Annotated in this window: 17 protein-coding genes; 1 reads left to right on the top strand and 16 read right to left on the bottom strand. The window is 66.2% G+C overall.

Going from position 1 to position 19,083, the window contains the following annotated elements; genetic code table 11:
- Positions 1-65: 65 nt before the first annotated feature.
- From recN to ftsW, 15 genes are all read right to left on the bottom strand, one after another.
- Positions 66-1,718 carry a DNA repair protein RecN gene (recN, locus tag ACOXXX_RS07300; RefSeq protein ID WP_422825903.1) on the bottom strand — a complete coding sequence of 551 codons (1,653 nt, stop codon included), beginning with the start codon at positions 1,716-1,718 and terminating at the stop codon, positions 66-68.
- Between the two features lie 39 nt (positions 1,719-1,757).
- The gene (locus ACOXXX_RS07295) at positions 1,758-2,612 is read right to left on the bottom strand and encodes an outer membrane protein assembly factor BamD (RefSeq protein WP_422825902.1); all 855 of its coding nucleotides are present in this window, start codon (positions 2,610-2,612) and stop codon (positions 1,758-1,760) included.
- A gap of 124 nt (positions 2,613-2,736) precedes the next feature.
- Positions 2,737-3,660, bottom strand: coding sequence for a UDP-3-O-acyl-N-acetylglucosamine deacetylase (gene lpxC / locus ACOXXX_RS07290; RefSeq protein WP_422825901.1), 924 nt, complete (start codon positions 3,658-3,660; stop codon positions 2,737-2,739).
- 368 nt (positions 3,661-4,028) lie between these two features.
- Positions 4,029-5,681 (bottom strand): cell division protein FtsZ, encoded by a 1,653-nt coding sequence (gene ftsZ / locus ACOXXX_RS07285; protein ID WP_422825900.1) that lies wholly within the window; start codon positions 5,679-5,681, stop codon positions 4,029-4,031.
- 172 nt (positions 5,682-5,853) lie between these two features.
- Positions 5,854-7,188, bottom strand: coding sequence for a cell division protein FtsA (ftsA, locus tag ACOXXX_RS07280; protein ID WP_422825899.1), 1,335 nt, complete (start codon positions 7,186-7,188; stop codon positions 5,854-5,856).
- On the bottom strand, positions 7,188-8,006 hold the full coding sequence (locus ACOXXX_RS07275; protein ID WP_422826169.1) for a cell division protein FtsQ/DivIB: 819 nt from the start codon (positions 8,004-8,006) through the stop codon (positions 7,188-7,190). Before ACOXXX_RS07275 ends, ftsA begins: the two co-directional genes overlap by 1 nt.
- Before the next feature lie 38 nt (positions 8,007-8,044).
- Positions 8,045-8,923, bottom strand: coding sequence for a D-alanine--D-alanine ligase (locus ACOXXX_RS07270; RefSeq protein WP_422825898.1), 879 nt, complete (start codon positions 8,921-8,923; stop codon positions 8,045-8,047).
- Between the two features lie 125 nt (positions 8,924-9,048).
- Positions 9,049-9,978, bottom strand: a complete 930-nt coding sequence (gene murB / locus ACOXXX_RS07265) for a UDP-N-acetylmuramate dehydrogenase (protein WP_422825897.1) — start codon at positions 9,976-9,978, stop codon at positions 9,049-9,051.
- Between the two features lie 84 nt (positions 9,979-10,062).
- On the bottom strand, positions 10,063-11,493 hold the full coding sequence (locus ACOXXX_RS07260; RefSeq protein WP_422825896.1) for a hypothetical protein: 1,431 nt from the start codon (positions 11,491-11,493) through the stop codon (positions 10,063-10,065).
- A 164-nt stretch (positions 11,494-11,657) separates the two neighbouring features.
- A complete protein-coding gene (locus tag ACOXXX_RS07255; protein WP_422825895.1) occupies positions 11,658-11,921 on the bottom strand; it encodes a hypothetical protein in 264 nt (87 codons plus the stop codon).
- A 111-nt stretch (positions 11,922-12,032) separates the two neighbouring features.
- Positions 12,033-12,287: a DUF2484 family protein gene (locus ACOXXX_RS07250; RefSeq protein ID WP_422825894.1), complete on the bottom strand. Its 255-nt coding sequence runs from the start codon at positions 12,285-12,287 to the stop codon at positions 12,033-12,035.
- On the bottom strand, positions 12,284-12,538 hold the full coding sequence (locus ACOXXX_RS07245; RefSeq protein ID WP_422825893.1) for a DUF2484 family protein: 255 nt from the start codon (positions 12,536-12,538) through the stop codon (positions 12,284-12,286). The genes ACOXXX_RS07250 and ACOXXX_RS07245 overlap by 4 nt, the downstream gene beginning before the upstream one ends.
- A 25-nt stretch (positions 12,539-12,563) precedes the next feature.
- Positions 12,564-13,961, bottom strand: coding sequence for a UDP-N-acetylmuramate--L-alanine ligase (murC, locus tag ACOXXX_RS07240; RefSeq protein WP_422825892.1), 1,398 nt, complete (start codon positions 13,959-13,961; stop codon positions 12,564-12,566).
- Positions 13,962-13,983: 22 nt separating this feature from the next.
- On the bottom strand, positions 13,984-15,123 hold the full coding sequence (locus ACOXXX_RS07235; RefSeq protein ID WP_422825891.1) for a UDP-N-acetylglucosamine--N-acetylmuramyl-(pentapeptide) pyrophosphoryl-undecaprenol N-acetylglucosamine transferase: 1,140 nt from the start codon (positions 15,121-15,123) through the stop codon (positions 13,984-13,986).
- Between the two features lie 42 nt (positions 15,124-15,165).
- Complete coding sequence (ftsW, locus tag ACOXXX_RS07230) at positions 15,166-16,332, bottom strand: putative lipid II flippase FtsW (RefSeq protein WP_422825890.1); 1,167 nt, start codon at positions 16,330-16,332, stop codon at positions 15,166-15,168.
- A 161-nt stretch (positions 16,333-16,493) separates the two neighbouring features.
- Here ftsW and ACOXXX_RS07225 point away from each other — a divergent pair, with 161 nt between their 5' ends.
- Positions 16,494-17,681, top strand: a complete 1,188-nt coding sequence (locus ACOXXX_RS07225) for an NAD(P)/FAD-dependent oxidoreductase (protein ID WP_422825889.1) — start codon at positions 16,494-16,496, stop codon at positions 17,679-17,681.
- On the opposite strand, the gene murD is transcribed toward ACOXXX_RS07225, so the two are convergent.
- A complete protein-coding gene (murD, locus tag ACOXXX_RS07220) occupies positions 17,657-19,063 on the bottom strand; it encodes a UDP-N-acetylmuramoyl-L-alanine--D-glutamate ligase (RefSeq protein ID WP_422825888.1) in 1,407 nt (468 codons plus the stop codon). The two genes, ACOXXX_RS07225 and murD, sit on opposite strands and share 25 nt — an antisense overlap.
- Positions 19,064-19,083 lie beyond the last annotated feature (20 nt).

The following is a 19,083-nucleotide window of genomic DNA, read 5'->3' as shown; positions in this document are numbered from 1 at the left end:
GCGCGGCGGGTCGCAAGGTGGCGGCGGGGGAAACCCGCCATTGCTGCCGCGGCCCTGCGCGCGCCCTACCCCGCCAGCAGCGCCCGGGCGGCGGCGCGGGCTTCATCCGTGACGGTGTCGCCCGCCAGCATCCGCGCGATTTCACCTTCGCGCGCCTGCGCGTCAAGCGCGGTGACGGTCGAGGTCGTGACATCGCCCGCGACGCGCTTTTCCACCCGCCAGTGATGGGCGCCCAGGGCAGCGACCTGCGGCGAATGGGTGACCACCAGCACCTGTCCGTCGCCCGCCAGCGCCGACAGCCTGCGCCCCACCGCATCCGCCGTGGCACCGCCCACGCCGCGGTCGATCTCGTCAAAGATCAGCGTCACGCCACGGTCCCGGTCGCCCCACAGGCACACCTTGAGCGCCAGCATGAAGCGGCTGAGTTCGCCGCCGCTGGCAATCTTGCCCAGCGGACCCGAGGGCGCGCCGGGATTGGTGGCGACGGTAAAGGCCACCGCGTCGCGGCCTTCGGGGCCGTCGGGACCGGGGGCCATTTCGGTGACAAAGACCGCGCGTTCCATCTTTAGCGGGGCAAGCTCTGCCGACACGGCCTTGTCCAACCGTTTGGCAGCCTCGGTCCGCGCCGCGCTCAGGGCCGCGGCGGCTTGGTCGTAGCGGGCCTCGGCCGTTGCCAGGGCGGCCTGCAGATCGGCCAGATCGGCCTCTCCGCGATCCAGCGCCATAAGGCGGGCGCGCAGGGTGTCGGCGAAATCGCCCAGATCGTCCGGCTGAACATTGTGCTTGCGGGCCAGCGCGCGAATGGCGAAGAGCCGCTCCTCGGTGTTTTCAAGCTGGTAGGGATCGAATTCCAGCCCTTCGATACAGCGCGCGACGCCGTGCGATGCCTCGTCAAGCTCGGCCATGGCGCGGGCCAACGCCGCAATCGGCGCGTCCAGCGCGCCATCGGCCTTGTCGGATACGCCTTCGAGCCAGCGCAGCGCCTCGGCCATCGCGCCTTCGGCGCCATCATACCCCAGCGCGGCCGAGGCCTTGGCGATGTCGTCGCGGATCTTCTCGGCCCCCTGCATCCGGCGGCGCGCGTCGTCCAGCTCCGCATCCTCGCCGGGCTGGGGGGCAAGCTTGTCCAACTCGGCCACCGAAAAGCGCAGAAACTCTTCTTCGGCGCGCGCCTCTTCAAGCTGCGCCTCGGCGGCCGACAGCGCCTTTTGCGCGCGGCTGCGGTCGGTCCAGGCGGCGCGCGTTTCGGCGATCTGTTGGTCAAGCTCCGCGAACTCGTCCAGCAGCGCCCGGTGGCCGCGCGGGTTCAGAAGGCCGCGGTCGTCGTGCTGGCCGTGCAGTTCGACCAGCGTGTCCGACAACTGCCGCAAAACCTCGCCCGAACAGCGGCGGTCATTGACCCAGGCGGTCTTGCGTCCGTCGCGGGTGTTGACGCGGCGCAGGATCAGTTCGGATCCGCCGGGCAACCCGGCCTCGGCCAGAACCGCATGGGCGGCGTGGCCGGGCGGTAGATCGAACACCGCCGTCACCTCGCCCTGATCGGCACCGGTGCGCACCAGTTCCGCCCGGCCCCGCCAGCCCAGCACGAAACCAAGCGAGTCGAGCAGGATCGACTTGCCCGCGCCGGTTTCCCCGGTCAGCACGTTCAGACCCGGCTGAAACGCGAGGTCCAGCCGGTCGATGATCAACATGTCGCGGATTTCAAGCGCGCGCAGCATCGGCACATCCCGTAGGGTAGGTTTTCAACCCACCATCGATTACAGCCACTGCCCCTTGACCATCTGGCGGTAGATCTTCGCCAGCCAGTTGTCGCCCGCCGCCTCGAGCGTCAGGCCCCGCCCGGTCAGGAGCGTGTAGCTGTCCTCGTACCAGTCGGTCGACTGGTAGTTGTAACCCAAGATGGCCCCGGCGGTCTGCGCCTCGTCGGTCAGCCCCAGCGACAGGTAGGCCTCGACCAGGCGATGCAGCGCCTCGGGCGTGTGGGTGGTAGTCTGGAAATCCTCGACCACCACGCGGAATCTGTTGATCGCCGCGCCGAAATGATCGCGCTTGAGGTAATAGCGGCCGATCTCCATCTCCTTGCCCGCGAGGTGATCGAAGGCGAGGTCGAATTTCAGGATGGCCGAGCGGGCATATTCGCTCTCGGGATAGCGTTCAATGACAGTGCGCAGGGATTGCAGCGCCTGGAAGGTCAGCCCCTGATCGCGCCCGACCTCCTCGATCTGGTCGTAGTAGCTGAGCGCCAGAAGGTACTGCGCATAGGCGGCATCGTCGTCGAGCGGGTAGAAGTCGATATAGCGCTGCGCGGCAGAGCGGCTGTTTTCATAGTCCTTGTCGCGATGATAGGCGAAGGCCTGCATGATCAGCGCGCGCTTGGCCCATTCGGAATAGGGATACAGCCGCTCGATCTCGCCAAAGTAGAACGCCGCTTCCTCGGGATCGCTGCGCTCGAGTTCGAATTCGCCGCGTTCGAAAATCTGCTGTGCCGTGAACGCTTCGAGGTTGGTGTTGTCAGAGCCGCTCCCAAGCCTTGCGGCGCCGCCGCATCCCGACAGAAGCGCGGCCATCAGAACCGCCCCGATCACACCGTTCCGCGACACGCCGCCTGACATGCTTGCCTACCCTCAAGTTACGCACTGCGGGGTCTTTACCCCACTCTTGATCCCGGTCCTAGCACAGAAAATTCAGGGGCAAAACGTCTTAACGCCGATTTCACAAAGGCGATGCGCGACGGACTCAGGCGACGGCGGGAATTTCGTGCCGACCGACGCCGGCACCGGGCAGACGCGCCGCCGTGCGGCCATCCGCCTGCACCATGCGAAACGCGTCCGGCATGCTGAAAAGCTCGCGCAGCAGCATGTTGGTCATCGAATGCCCGGCCTTGTGCCCGGTGTAGTGGCCGATCAGCGGCGAACCGGCCAGCGACAGGTCGCCAAGCGCATCGAGCATCTTGTGGCGCACCGCCTCATCGGCGTGGCGCAGACCGCCGGGGCTGAGCACCCGGTCGCCGTCCACCACAACGGCGTTTTCCATCGTCCCGCCCAAGGCAAGGCCGTTGGCGCGCATGGTGTCCACATCCGCCTGGCGGCAGAAGGTGCGGCTGTCGCAGAGTTCGCGCACGAAGGCGCCGTTGGCCAGGTTCAGGCCCTTGTCCTGCGTGCCGATGGCGGCATCGGCAAAAGAGATGTGAAAGTCCATCGACAAACCACCGGCCCCCGGGGACAGGCGCGCCCAGCCATGGGCGGTGTGCACCTCGACCGCGGTCAGTACCTCGATGACCCGCAGCGGCACGGGCAGTTCGCGCACGCCGCGCGACAGGATGCCGCGCACGAAGGGCGCCGCCGACCCGTCGAGGATCGGAACCTCGGGGCCGTCGATTTCAACCAGAGCATTGTGGATGCCGCAGCCGACCAGCGCCGCCATCAGGTGTTCGATGGTCGCCACCTCGACGCCCGCGCGGTTCTTGATGCGGGTGCAGAGCGGCGACAGTTCGACCGCGTCCCAGCGCGCGGGCACGAGCGAGTCGCCCAGCATGATGTCGGTGCGCTTGAACCAGACGCCGTGGTTGGCAGACGCCGGACGAATGGTCAGCCGGGCGGGCTTGCCCGAATGCAAGCCAAAGCCCTGAAAGCTGATCGCGGATCGAATGGTTGTCTGCACGGCGAGTACCCCCGGAATACGCAGCGTTCTGCTGTCCTGCGCCTTGCAGAGGGAGATAAAGGAGCCCCTGCCCCGTCTCAAATCAAAGATTGCAACCGTCTGAAACATCCACTGTTACAAACCGGCGCAACCTCGCGCACCCTGAAGAAAATTAGCCTACCTACTTGAATGTAAATCGAAAAATAGAGGGCGCCGAAGCGGTCGAACCCTCACGATGTCACGCGATGATAGCGCAATCATCACAAAAAGGGCCCCGTCAGACCCATTCGCTTCAGACCTGCAACGCCCGCGTTTCGCGGCCCGGCCCGCCAAAACGCAAAGCGCCCCCGGACGGAACCGGGGGCGCTGCTGCCGCAAAGACGGCTGGATCAGTTGGCCTGACGCCGCAGGAAGGCGGGGATTTCGATCCGCTCCTGATCGGGATCGGCCTCTTGCTCGATCATCGGATCGGGCTGCGGCTTGCGGGCCTGGACCGGCGGCTGCTGACGGCGCGGCGCGGGGGCGGTACCGGCTTCAGCGCCGTGGCCCGTCATCCGGTTGATCAGCGAGTTGATGCCAAAACGAGGCTTGTCGCCTTCGGCGCCAGCCTGTGCCGCGGCCGCGCGGGCCTGCTGCGGTGCGGGCTGGGCCTGCGGGCGGGCGCGGGAGGCCGCGGCCTGCAGACGCGCCAGCGCTTCGGGCGACGGGGTGCCGGGCGCCGGGGCGCGCGGGGCGACAAAGCTCTCGACCTCGGCCTCGATCTCGTCTTCGCGCGGCTGGAAGGCGGCAACCTGCGGCTTGTAGGCCGGGGGCGGCAGACCGTCATCGGCCTCGGCAGCCTGCTCGTCCTCGAAGATGGTTTCCATCTGATCCTCGGCGGCGGTGCGCTCTGCGCTCATGCCTTCGAAAAGCGACGGCTCCTCTTCCTCGTACTGCGGCTCTGCGGACTGGGCGGCCACGGCGGGGCGTGCGGGTTCGCGCACAGGCTCGGGCGCCGGGGCGGCCTCGGCGGTTTCGACCTGGCGCAGAGGCTGCGCCAGCGACCGGCGCGGCACCGGGATTTCGGTGTTCACGTCGACGGCGTCGATGCCGGTGGCGACGACGCTGACGCGCATCCGGCCTTCCATGCCGTTGTCGAGGGTGGAGCCGACGATGATGTTGGCATCGGTGTCCACTTCCTCGCGGATGCGGTTGGCGGCCTCGTCCAGTTCGAACAGGGTCAGGTCGTGCCCGCCGGTGATGTTGATCAGCACACCCTTGGCCCCGCGGAGCGAGATTTCGTCGAGCAGCGGGTTGGCGATGGCCTTTTCGGCGGCCTGGATGGCGCGATCTTCGCCCTCGGCCTCTCCGGTGCCCATCATGGCTTTGCCCATCTCGTCCATCACGGCGCGCACGTCCGCAAAGTCGAGGTTGATGAGGCCCGGACGCACCATCAGGTCAGTGACGCCTTTGACGCCCTGATAAAGCACGTCGTCCGCCATCGAGAACGCTTCGGTGAAGGTGGTCTTTTCGTTGGCCAGGCGGAACAGGTTCTGGTTGGGGATGATGATCAGCGTATCGACGACCTTTTGCAGGGCCTCGACCCCGTCCTCGGCCTGCTTCATCCGCTTGTTGCCCTCGAACTGGAAGGGCTTGGTCACGACACCGACGGTCAGGACCCCCAGTTCGCGCGCGGCCTGCGCGATGATCGGCGCCGCACCCGTCCCGGTGCCCCCGCCCATACCGGCGGTGATAAAGCACATGTGCGCGCCCGCCAGGTGATCGACGATCTGTTCGATGCTTTCCTCGGCCGCCGCGGCACCGACGCTGGCACGTGCGCCCGCGCCCAGCCCTTCGGTGACCTTCACGCCCAGCTGCACCTTGCTGGTCGACTGCGACTGCTGAAGCGCCTGCGCGTCGGTGTTGGCGACGACGAAATCGACGCCGTCCAACTCTTTCTCGATCATGTTGTTGACCGCGTTGCCACCTGCACCGCCTACGCCAAACACCGTGATCCGGGGCTTCAACTCTTCCTGTCCGGGCACCGAAAGGTTCAATGTCATTGATCTGTCCGCCTGCTGTTGTGGCCCGTTCAGGCCTTTTTTGCACCTATTCCCGCCTAGTATTAGCGTTTCAGCCGCTTTTCGTCACGCGAAAAACGCCCTTTTGCCACCAAATGTGGCAATTTTCTGACGCGTCTCTGCGGGATATTGCCGACGCATCAAGATATCGTTGTTACCAGTTGTCACGAAACCATTTTACCGCTCTCTTAAGGGACCGGGCGGGATAGCGTTCCACCGGAACCTCGAAATCCCACCACTCGTCCTGCGGGTGTGCGGCAAACAGGCACAACCCGACCGCGCTTGCGAATCCGGGGCCCGTGGCCGCCTGCGGCAGACCGTGCACGCGCAGCGGCCGACCGAGTCGCACCTGCTGGCCAAGGATCTTCGACGCCAGGCCATCGAGCCCCGGGATCTGGCTTGCCGCCCCCGTCAGCACGATCTGTTGGCTGGGCAGATGTTCGAACCCTGCCGCATCCAGCCGGGCGCGCACCTCTTCGAGGATCTCCTCGACCCGAGGCCGCATGATGCCGATCAGTTCCGCCCGGCTGACCGTGCGCCGGTCGTGATGCCAGTCGCCGGTATCGCCGCCGATCTCGATCATCTCGCGGTCGTCCATGCCGGTGGCCACCACGCCGCCGTAAAAGGTCTTGATCCGTTCGGCGGTGGCCATCGGCACCTGCAACCCCATGGAGATGTCGCCGGTCACGTGGTCGCCGCCCATGCGCACGCTGTCGGCATAGATCATGTGTTTCTTCATGAAGATCGACACGCCGGTCGCGCCGCCGCCAAGGTCGATGCAGGCGGCGCCCAGTTCCTGCTCATCCTCGACCAGCGCCGCGATGCCGCTGACATAGGCCGAGGACGCGATGCCGGCGAGTTCCAGGTCGCAGCGCTTGACGCAATGGGCAAGGTTCTGGATCGCCAGCGCCTCGACGGTCAGCATGTGCATATCGGTATAGAGTGTCTGGCCAATCTGACCGCGCGGGTCCGACAGGCCCGAGCGGTGATCCAGCGCAAAGTTCACCGGCTGCGCGTGCAGCACCTCGCGCCCCTGCCCGAAATCCGGCACGTCGCAGGCGCTCAGCACCCGGGCGATATCCTGTTCGCTGACCATCGTCTCTTCGATCTCGACCTGACCGGCCAGGCCGTAGCTACGCGGCTCGGCCCCCGAAAAGCAGGCGATCACGTGGTCAACCCGGATCTGCGCCATCTTTTGCGCGGCCTGCACGGCGGTGCGGATCGCGCGTTCGGTTTCGCCCATGGCGTCGATCTCGCCAAAGCGCACGCCGCGCGACCGGGTGGTCGCGGCACCGATGACGCGAAACCCCGACTGCCCCGCCAGCGACCCGATGCCGTCGCTCTCGAGCCCCTGCTCGTTGCCGTCGAACCGCAGCACGAGGCAGGCAATCTTGGAACTGCCCACATCGAGAATGGCGATGACGCCCCGCTGCATCGCCGCCCGACGCATGTTCCGCATCGCCCGCTGGGATTCATAGAGTTCAATCATTATTCGGTATCCCCAACTTCCATCGACGTGATCCGCCACCATTCCTGCACCGCCGGGCCGCTCATCCGCAGGGTCGGCCGCTGCGGCAGGCGCAGATCCACGACCAGCAGATCGCGCGCCAGCATGTCCACCGCGTCATCCATGGCGATGGCCCGCTCCAGCGCCTGCACCGCACCGGTTTCGGGCAGACGGATGCGCTGGCCGCGGTCCAGCACCACATCCCAGCGCCTCTCGCCCATCCGCAACAACCCGCGCAGCCGCGGCCAGAGCGGGCGCGCCGCCTCGAGCAGGGCCTGCGCCTCGGGCACGCGCTTGTCCGCGCCGCGTCCGGCGATCAAAGGCAGGTCGGGATAATCGGTGCGCAGCCGTGCGGGCCCGACGAAAACCCCGGATTTGTCCAGAAGCTCCAGCCCGCCCTTGGTGCGCCACAGCACCACCGGCTTGCGTTCGGTGACATCGACCTGCAGCACCCCGCCCTGCCGGACGCGCAGCCGCGCGCTTTCCACCGCATCAAGCTGCACGACGGTCGCGCGCATCTGGTCAAGATCAAGATCGAAGGACGACACCGGAAAACGCACCGGCAGCACGGTGCGGATATCCTCGGCCACGGCCTCGCTGGCGCCGTCCACGGCCATCAGCTTGACCATGAATTCCGGGCGCTGCTCGATGGCGGCGCGGGTGTCGGCGATCATGCCCAGAAAGGCATCGCGGTTGTCCGGGATCGAGAACCACCAGCTTGCCGCGCCAAAGGCGATGGCAAAGGGCAGCCCGACGCGCAGCAGCAGCCGGTAAAGCGGCGTCAGCATCATCCGCTGCATCCGGTAGCGCAGGCGCGACGGCGCAGGATCGGGGCGGGTCACCTGTTGCACGACGCATCCTCCACCATCCAGGCGCACATCCGGCCAAAGGGAATGCCGACCGTTTCGCCCTGTTCGGGCGACAGCGACGTCGGCGTCATCCCCGGCTGGGTGTTGGTTTCCAGCAGAATGAGCCCATCGAGCCCGCGCGCCTCGTCCCAGCGGAAATCTGTGCGGCTCACGCCCCGGCAGCCCAGGGCCGTGTGGGCACGCAAAGCGTAGTCGAGGCAGGCATCGAAAATCTCTTGCGGGATGTCCGCGGGCACCACGTGCCGGGACCCGCCGGGTTTGTATTTGGCGTCGTAGTCGTACCAGCCGTCCGTCAGGATATCGGTGACCGTGAGCGCGCGGTCGCCCATCACCGTGGTGGTCAGCTCGCGCCCGGGGGCGAAGGCCTCGACCATGACCATGTCGGGCATGTCATCTGACAGCTGCGGCGGCGCGTTCGCCGCCTCCTGCACCAGGTACACCCCGACCGAGGATCCTTCGTTGTTGGGTTTGACCACATAGGGCGGCGGCAGCACGTGGCCCGCCATCACATCGGTCTTGGGCGCCAGGACGCTTTCGACCACCGGCAGCCCGTGCTGGCGGTAGATCGCCTTTGACCGCTCCTTGTCCATCGCCAGGGCCGAGGCCAGCACGCCCGAATGCGTATAGGGCAGACCCAGCCATTCCAGCAGCCCTTGCACGCAGCCGTCTTCGCCCCAGCGACCATGCAGCGCGTTGAACACCACATCGGGTGCGGCGTCCGCCAGACGCTGCGCAAGGTCGGGGCCCGCATCGACCTCGATCACCTGATATCCTTCTGCCCGCAAAGCTGCGGCGCATTCGCGCCCTGAACTCAGCGACACCTCGCGCTCCGCCGAGGGGCCGCCCATCAACACTGCAACTTTCGGGAGTGTCCTGCTCGACATCCCAAACCGCCTCAAGTCCCGGGGCTCCGGCCCCTTGTTATTGGTGCAACCTGCCTGTGGTCGCTGTTTTTATACGGGCGTTTTCGCCCTTATTCGCCGATTGGTTCGCCAACCCGCATGATTTCCCAGTGTAACTCTATTCCACTGTGTTGGAAAACCTTTTTTCGCACCTCTTCGCCCAATCCTTCCAGATCGGCGGCAGTGGCGTCGCCGGTGTTGACCAGAAAGTTGGAATGCATCTCGCTCATTTGCGCGCCGCCGCGCTTTGCGCCGCGCATGCCCGCGTCGTCGATGACCTTCCAGGCCTTGAGCTCATGGCTGTCATCGGCCCGCCCGGTGCTGGAAAACCCGGCCGGATTGCGAAAGGTGCTGCCCGCGGTACGGTCCTTGGTGGGCTGGGTCGCATCGCGTTTCGCAAGCTGGTCAGCCATGCGCTGCGCCAGCGCGTCCGGCTCGCCCTCGGGGCCCTCAAACGTCGCCTCGACGATCACCCAGCCCTCGGGCAGATCGGTCTGGCGGTAGGCAAAGCCGAGGTCCTCCGCCGTCAGCGTCACCAACTTCCCCGCCCGCGTGACCGCCTTGGCCTCCACGAAAACATCCGCCACGTAAGAGCCGTAGCAGCCCGCGTTCATCCGCACCGCGCCGCCGATGGCCCCCGGAATCGTGCGCAGAAAGGTAAGGTCCACCCCCGCCTCCGCCGCCTTGCGCGCCACATGCGCATCGAGAGCCGCGACCCCAGCGGTCACGCGCGTCCCGTCGATGCAAATGTCGTTGAACCCGCGCCCCATGCGGATCACGACAGCGCGCAACCCCCCGTCCCGCACGATGAGGTTCGACCCGACGCCCATCGGAAAGACCGGCACGCCAGGGTCCAGTTTGCGCAGAAACTCCTGGAGGTCCGCGACGTCGGCCGGCTGATAGAGCACATCCGCAGGCCCGCCCACGCGCAGCCATGTCAGCTCTGACAAAGGCTTTTGCGGCGTCAGCCGTCCTCGGGTTTCGGGCAGGTCATAGGTCATGCCGTCTGCTAATCCGGGCGGCGCGCAGAGGCAAGCCCGCTTGGCCAAAGCGCCGAACCGAACGGAGGCTTTTGCAGAACGCCGCTAAGCCCCTGATCGCGTCAACGTCTCGAGCACTTCTGGCAACCATTCCCCGGCCTCGGCACCAACTTCCTGTAAGGCGTCAACGCCACGATCAATATCACTCATCTTCCTTCCCCACGAGGCCATCCGCTCCATAACCGACGGCTTCTTTGTCGATCCATCGCTTTTGGCCTCGGATGCCTCGAATTCTAGGGCCGCGACGGCGGAGTGCACGGATGCAGCTTTGATGTAGCTCCACGCCGCCGCTTTTTCTTCCTCTGGGCGGTTCACATCACCCAGTACTGCGAAAGCAACGGCACAAGCCGCCTTGAAGGGGCCGGTGCTGTCATGTTCGAGCCCTGCCGCGATTTTCCTTGCCAGACTGACCTGTTCGGCAGAAAGCAGGTGATATTCGACCCTCTGCCGTTCCTTCACCATTTCCAGAACACTTGGCGCGGCGACGCATACGTCCTGCGCACGAACCGAAAGGTTACCGATCAAGCGCGCCGCAAGAGGCTCTTTCGTGAAACCCTCGTTTTGACTGATCAGGGCGAGATCACCTCGGGCTTCCTCGATCACCCGATGCAAATCCGCCGGGTTGTTCTTGAATTTGGAAAGGTCCTTTCGAAGCCGCTCAATCGTCCGCGCAAACGCGTCCAGGACCGCCGTTCCGATGTCGCTTTTGCCCCGGTCTGCTTTGCAACGCGCGACATGTTCGCGGAGTGCCCTCCGCGTGTCTTGCACCACTTGCAAAAGGTCAAGCTTCTCCTTTGGTTCCGTCGCCAGTTTCTGGCCGCTGGTCACGTAGACACGCCACGCGAAAGGTGTCTTTCCCTGCAGATCGGACAAAAGATACTCCGCCCAGATCCCGTTGATCGCCGCCAGCGCCTCGGGCACCGGCCCTTTCCAGACCTCGTTGTCGATCAGCGCGATGCGTTCCAGCATCTCCCAGTTGGGCGGCTGGCCGTTGGGGTCGAGCATCCGGTCATACCACGCGACCCAGAAATCCCAGTCTGGGCCGACGCCGTCCTTGATCTCCTGCCAATCGGTCGCGAAGGGGCACGCATCCGGCCACAGGGGTTCGGCAAAGACATCCCGACCATCTTCCAGACCCTTGGCATCCCCCCGAACGCTCTGCCACACGTCGGCGGCAGGGGCGGCGCGGGCGGCGGCGTCGGCGGCGTAGGCGGCGGCGTAGGCGGCGTCGGCGTAGGCGGCGTCGTCGGCGGCGGCGGCGACGTCGGCGGCGGCGGCGGAGGAGGCGGCGGCGGCGGAGGCGGCGGAGGCAGATCTGACGGCGGCGGTTGATGCCCGACCTGCAACCGCCGCCGTCAACAGGCTGCGCAGAATCGGCAAGGCTGTCAAATTACGTCTCCGCGCCTTGTCGGAGGTCAGAACCCATTTCCAATACGCCGGCAGCACCCGCGCCGCGGCGCGCGTGGCGATGTGCACCGCGACCCGCCGCGCCTCGGCCTTCTCCGCTTGCGTCGCCTGCGGCAGGCCCTCCAGCCACGCCGTCAGGCTCTCGCGGTCCCTTATCTGAGAAATCTCAACCGTCCCGCGCAGCCTGCCCCACCGTCTGCCCCGGGATCAAGGGGAACCGACGCGCCGCCGCGTCAGCCCCGGCGGCGGCGCAGCCAGCCCAGCAACGCGCCCACGCCCGCGCCCAGCAGCACCGGCCCGCAGACCAGCACCGCAAAGATCGCATAGCCGATCCCGTCCCATCCGGTCTGCTGCCGCCCGGCCCAGATCGCCCAAAGCGCCGCCCCCACCACCAGCAGCGCCGCCGCCAGCACGGTATATCCCAGCCGCTGCAACAGCGCCCACCGCGCCGCGATCAGCGACAGCACAAAGACGACAAGAGGCAACGCATAGACCATCTCCCGCAGCCTGCCCCGCCCCGGCGGCGCGGATCAAGCGAAACCCGCGCGCCGCCCCCCTGCTTCTTCTTGGCAAAAATACTCATATAGCGGCGCCAGCCGCCCGGCCCGTCAGGCCCCGCGCCCGAACCGCCCCTGAACCCAGCGCCAGAGGTAGCGCACCGGCCAGCGCAGCACGCTCATCCCCGCGGCCAGCACCAGCAGCCCGATCCAGGGCCCGTTTTCGTAGGTGACATAGCCCAGCAGCGGAATGCCGATGGCGATCAGGACATAGGCCCGGGTCCAGTGGCTGTCCTTGCTGGGGATCATCGCCAGCACATTGGCCGCCAACGCCCAGACGAAGGCGAGGATCAGGGAGGTCGTCATTCCGGGATCTCCGGCTCTTGCCCGCGCATCCGCGCGATGAGGTATTTCAACGGGTTGCGGAACATCGACACGAAGGCCGCGAGGCATAACCCAAACACCACGCCGCCGTGTGAATAGCCCAGCCAGCCCAGCAGGACCGGCGCTGCGATCATCAGCGCCACGCCCGGCACGTATTGCCGCCGCATCGGCAACATCGCGGTGGCGGTCGCGGCCAGCACCCAAAGGCAGGCCGCGATCAGCGCCGCACTCATGCCGCAGTACTCCGCCCCGCCGGTGTCACGACGCCAGCCGCTGCGGAAGGCCGTTGGCCCAGGCCGAAATCGTGCCCGCGCCCAGGCAGACCACCATGTCGCCGGGCCGCGCCTGTTCGCGCACCAGCCGCTCCAGGTCATCCTCGTCCACGATGGCGCGCGCATGCCGGTGCCCGTGCTGGATCAGCCCGGCCACCAGATCGTCACGGCTCGCCCCCTCGATCGGGTCCTCGCCTGCGGCATAGACCTCGGCGATGGCGACGACATCGGCCTCGTTGAAGCAGGAGCAGAAATCGTCGAAGAGCGAATGCAGGCGGCTGTAGCGGTGCGGCTGATGGACCGCGATCACCCGCCCGTCGCAGGCCTGCCGCGCGGCCTTGAGCACGGCGGCAATCTCGACCGGGTGGTGGCCGTAATCGTCGATGATGGTCACGCCACCCACCTCACCCACCCGGGTAAAGCGGCGGTTGACGCCGCCAAAGGCCGCAAGCGCGGCGCGGATTTCGGCCCGCTTCATGCCCAGATGCCGCGCCACCGCCACGGCGGAAAGCGCGTTCGACACGTTGTGATCGCCAGGCATCGGCAGGGTGCATCCTTCGATCATCGTGCCCTCGGCCTGCAAGGCGATGTCGAAATGCGCCACGCCCCGTTCATACCGCAGGTTGACCGCCCGCACATCGGCCTGCGCGTTAAATCCGTAGGTCACCACCCGCCGGTCCGTGACCTTGCCCACCAGCCGCTGCACCTCTTCATGATCGGTGCAGCAGACCGCGAGGCCATAGAACGGGATGTTGCTGACGAAATCGTAAAAGCCTTTGCGCAGCGCGTCGAAATCGCCCCAGTGTTCCATATGTTCGGGGTCGATATTGGTGACGATGGCGATGGTGGCGGGCAGCCGGTTGAAGGTGCCGTCGCTTTCATCAGCCTCGACCACCATCCATTCGCCTTCGCCCATGCGCGCGTTGGACCCGTAGGCGTGAATGATGCCGCCGTTGACGACCGTGGGGTCGATCCCGCCCGCGACCAGCAGTTCGGCCACTAGCGTCGTGGTGGTGGTCTTGCCATGGGTGCCCGCCACCGCGATGTTGGACTTGAGCCGCATGAGCTCGGCCAGCATTTCAGCCCGGCGCACGACGGGCAGACCGCGGCGGCGCGCCTCGTCCAGTTCGGGATTGCCCGGCTTGATCGCGGAAGAGATCACCACCACTTCGGCGGCGTCCAGGTTTGTCGCCGCCTGCCCTACGAACACATGCGCGCCCAGCTTTTCCAGCCGTTCGGTGATCTTGGAGCGTTTGAGGTCAGAGCCCTGCACCACATAGCCGTGGTTCAGCAGCACCTCGGCGATGCCCGACATGCCGATTCCACCAATGCCGACGAAATGGATGGGGCCCACGTCCCCGGGCAGCTTGGTCGCGGCATTCATCGGCCGACCTCCTGTGATCGCTTCATGTTTCATCTGCGTCGCCTCCGCTTTGTGTCCCGGCCTCACCATGGGCCAGGTAAGTCACCAGGGCGGCAAGCTCTTCCGCCGCCTCGGGTTTCGCCACCGAAAGCGCAGCCTGGGTCATTTGCAGGGCACCGTCGGGATTGTCCAGAACCGCCATGATCGCGGCGGTGAGTTCGCTGATATCGAGCTTTGATTCCGGGATCCGGATCGCCGCGCCCGCCTCGACCAGCGCGCGGGCATTGGCGGTCTGGTGATCGCCCGTCGCCGCGGCAAACGGGATCAGGATCGACGGGCGCCCGATGACGCTGATGTCGGCGACGCTGCTGGCGCCCGAGCGCGAGATCACGAGCTGCGCCTCGGACATCCGGCTGGGAATGTCGCTGAAGAAGGGCTGCACATCCGCGTCGATGCCCTGTTCGGCGTAATAGGCCGCGACCCGTTCACCATCCTCGTCGCGGGCCTGATGGCTGACCCGCAGGTGGCGCAGCACCTCCATCGGCAGGGCGGCGATGGCGGGCGGCACCACATCGCTGAGGATGCGCGCGCCCTGGCTGCCGCCGATGACCAGCACCGACATCGGATAGTCGCCCGGCACGATATAACTGGCCCCCGCCCTGTCGCGCACCGCCAGCCGCACAGGGTTGCCGACGTGCACGCCCTCGACGCCTTGGGGCAGGTCGGTGGGCCAGATGCCGCAGGCCACCAGGTGCACGCGGCTGGCGAAAAGCTTGTTGACCCGGCCCAGAACGCCGTTCTGTTCGTGGATCATCCGCGGCAGGCGCAGCATCCAGGCCGCCCCCAGCGCCGGGATCGAGGGATAGCCGCCAAAGCCCACGACCACGTCGGGCCGGTCGCGGCGCATCTTGGCGGCCATGGCCAGCACGCCGCGCAGCACCTTGAAGGGCACGCCCATTTTTGACATCGCCCCGCCGCGCGCGAAGGTGGCGCTGCTGACCTCCTCTATCTCGACCGAATGGGGAAAGCCGCCGGTGTAGCGTGCGCCGCGGGCATCGGTGCTCAGCTTCACGCGCCAGCCGCGGCGCAGCATCAGCTCGGCCAGGGCCTGTGCCGGGAACATATGCCCGCCGGTCCCGCCTGCGGCGATCACCAGAAGCGGCTTTTGATCAGACTGTGCCATGTGCCTCCCGCGTAGGGTGGGTTTGCAACCCACCTCCCTTTGCTATCGCGGCCTGCCCCGCAGAATGTCGCCTATCTCGCCCTGCGGACGCACACGTGTAAAGGCCAAGAGCATGCCGACGGCGATTCCGCCCGCGATAAGCGAGGATCCGCCGTAGCTGACGAAGGGCAGCGTCATGCCCTTGGCCGGCAGCAGCCGCACCGCGACGCCCATGTTGATCATCGCCTGCACGCCGAACATGCAGGCCAGCCCTGTGCCCGCCAGCCGGATGAACGGATCGCGTTCGCGCATCAGTCGCACCAGGCTGCGCACGACGATGGCGGTGTAAAGCGCGATGATGCAGAGCACCAGAACCAGCCCGTATTCCTCGGCCGCGACGGCGATGATGAAATCGGTATGGGCATCGGGCAGCGACCATTTCACCTGCCCCTCGCCCACGCCGACGCCGAAGAACCCGCCTTCCTGGATCGCGTTGGTGGCATATCCCAGCTGCGTGGTCGGATCGACCTCGGGATTCAGGAACCCGTCGATGCGGCGGGCGAAGTGCTCGGAATTGTCATAGGCAACGGTGCCCGCGACCACCACCAGCCCGGCGATCCCCACAAGCAGCAGCATCGGCGCGCCCGCCACGAAGTACATCACACCCCAGCCGAAGAGCACCAGACAGGCCTGACCGAAATCGGGCTGCAAGGCCAGCATCAGCACGATCGCCACCGCCAGCGCGAAGGACCATGTCTTGCCCGGCGGACCGTTGATGTCCTGGCTTGCGGCCATCATCCAGGCCGCCACGACGACGAACCCGGGTTTGAGGAATTCCGACGGCTGCAGCGATGCAAAGCCCAGCGAATACCAGCGCACCGCCCCTTTACCGAAGTCCGTGCCGAAGATCGGCAACAGCGCCAGCGCCACGAAGGCCACCAGAAAGCCGATCACCGCCACCCGGCGCACGATCAGCGGTGACATCAGCGACATCAGGAACATCACGGTCAGCGCCAGCCCACCGAAAAAGGCCTGCCGCTGGACATAGTGAAAGGGTTGCAGGTTGTTGCGCTCGGCCAGCGGGGGCGATGCGGCAAGGCCCAGCAGCAAACCGATGCCGAAAAGGATCAGGATGCAGGACAAGGACCATTTGTCGACCGTCCGCCACCATTTGGGCAAAACCGGTTCGCCATCGCGCACGGGGACCGTGCCATACACCATCTCTGTCATGAAATGACCGCCTTCACTGCCTCACACCGCCCGTTTTTCCGGGTCTGTCCGCAAGTCTAGCGAATTTGCGCCCCGCTCGCTACAAGAACTTTGCAAACTGGCACTAGCTGCGGCGCAGTTGTGACTTGCGCTGGCGCGCCGCGCGTGGTCCCTGCGGGGCCATGCAGATCACCACCCTCATCCTTGGCGCCGGGGCCGCCGGCATGATGTGCGCCGCCCACAGCGGGCCCGGCACGCTGATCATCGACCACGCCAAGGCACCGGGCGAAAAAATCCGCATCTCTGGCGGCGGGCGCTGCAATTTCACCAACATGCACTGCGATCCCTCGTGTTTTCTGGGCAGGAATCCGCATTTCCCAAAAAGCGCGCTCAGCCGCTATACCCAATGGGATTTCCTCGATCTGGTGCAGAAACACGGCATTCCCTGGCATGAAAAGACGCTGGGGCAGCTTTTCTGCGACACCTCGGCCAAGGACATCATCCGCATGCTGCGGTCCGAAATGAATCTGGCCGAGCTTTGGTTGCAAACGCGGCTGACCTCGCTTTCTCAGACCGACCGCGGCTTTGCCGCAAAGGTTGAGAAGGACGGACAGGTCATTGATATCGAATGCCAAAACCTTGTGGTTGCCACGGGTGGAAAGTCCATCCCCAAGATGGGCGCGACGGGCCTGGCCTATGACATCGCGCGGCAGTTCGGACACACGCTGACCGACACCCGCCCCGGCCTCGTGCCGCTGACCTTTGCCGAAGGCCGCTTTGCGCCGCTGTCGGGGGTGGCCTGCCCGTCGCGCGTGGCCGCTGGCGGGGCCAGCTTTGACGAGGCGCTGCTTTTCACCCATCGGGGTCTGTCGGGGCCCGCGGTGTTGCAGGCGTCAAGCTACTGGCACGAGGGCGAAGCCGTCGCGGTGGACCTGCTGCCCGACACGCCGCTGGCAGAGATCCTGCGCGACAAGCGCCGTAGCGAAGGCAAGCGCAGCCTGACCACGGAACTGGCCCGCCACCTGCCCGCGCGGCTGGTCGATTATCTGGCGCAACAGCTTGATCTGTCGGGCAACCTTGGCGATCTGTCCGACCCGCGCATCCTTGAGCTTTGCGGGCATCTGCACCGCTGGATGCTGACGCCCTCGGGATCAGAGGGCTACCGCACGGCCGAGGTGACGCTGGGCGGCGTGGATACCGCAGGATTGTCGTCCAAGACGATGATGTCAAAGACCATTCCCGGCCTCTATTTTATCGGAGAGGCCTTGGATGTCACCGGCTGGCTCGGCGGCTACAACTTCCAGTGGGCCTGGTCGTCGGGTTGGGCTGCAGGGCAAAGCATCGCTCAGGACCGCTCCGCAACCGTCTGAACCTGAGCGATAAAATCCTCCCCGCGCTTTTCGAAGCTGTCGTATTGATCGAAACTGGCCGCTGCCGGGGCCAGCAGCACCGTGTCGCCGGGCTGCGCATCAGCGGCAGCCTTCGCCACGGCGGCCTGCATGGTGGTGCAAATCTCGGTCTCCACACCCGGCAGGCCAAGCGCAAAGGCGCTGGCCTCGCGCCCGATGACATAGGCCCGTAGCACGTTGCCGAAGCCCGCCGCCAGCGGCTCAAGCCCGCCCTCTTTCTGCAGGCCGCCGCAGATCCAGCGGATATTCCTGAACGCCAGCAGCGCCTTGAGCGCAGAATCGACATTCGTCGCCTTGCTGTCGTTCACGAAGGTCACGCCGCCGCGTTCCGCGATGATCTGGCTGCGATGCGGCAGGCCCGCGAAACTGGCAAAGGCGGCTTCAATCTGGCGCGGCGCAAGGCCCAGCGTGCGGCAGGCCGCATAGGCCGCGCAGGCGTTCTGGTGGTTGTGCTCGCCCGACAGGCTCTTGATCTGGCGCAGGTCGATGGACGCCACCTGCTTGCCCTTGCGCCATTCGCTCAGGAACCCCTTGAGCGCGAACACGTCCCAGCCCGGCCCGCTGAGCTTTTGCGCCGAAGAGATCCGGATCACCCTGTCGTCACCGCGCCCCGCGCTCAGCTGGTTGGCCATATACCGGCCTTCATCCTCGTCCACGCCAATTATTGCGCGGTCTGGCCCGCCTTCTGCGAAAAGTCGGCGCTTGGCCGCGAAATACCCGCCCAGGCCCGCGTGCCGGTCCAGATGGTCGGGGCTGAGGTTGGTGAAGACCGCCACATCCGGCGTCAGCGCGCGCGCCAGATCGGTTTGATAGGACGACAGCTCCAGCACAACCACGCCGCCGTTGCCCGGCGGGTCGATGTCCAACACACCGCGCCCGATGTTGCCCGCAAGCTGGCTCTCGCGCCCCGACGCCGTCAGGATATGGTGGATCAGGGCGGCGGTCGTCGATTTGCCGTTCGATCCGGTCACGGCAATGACCTTGGGGATGGTGTCGAACTCATCCCAGGCTTGGCCTGCAAGCGACTGAAAGAACAGCCCGATATCATTATCGACGGGCACGCCTGCAGCCCAGGCGGCGGCGATCACGGGGTTGGGCGCGGGATATAGATGCGGGATGCCGGGGCTGACGATCAGCCAAGCGACATCGTCGAAGGCGCCCGGCTTGCTCAGGTCGCGGCAGGTCAGCCCCTCCCCCTCGGCCACCGCGCGGGCGGCGGCGCTGTCATCCCAGCAGATAGGCACCGCGCCGCCGTCGCGCAGGCTGCGCGCCGCCGAAAGGCCCGACCGGCCCAGGCCCAGCACCGCCACGTTTTGCCCGTCAAATCCCTGTACCGGTATCATCGTACCCTCCCCCCGCCATT

Origin of the sequence: Thalassococcus sp. BH17M4-6, assembly GCF_049323015.1 — a bacterium.
Taxonomy (GTDB): Bacteria; Pseudomonadota; Alphaproteobacteria; order Rhodobacterales; family Rhodobacteraceae; genus Puniceibacterium.
Note: the sequence above shows the minus strand (reverse complement) of the source record. Positions and strands in the feature narration are given on the sequence as shown.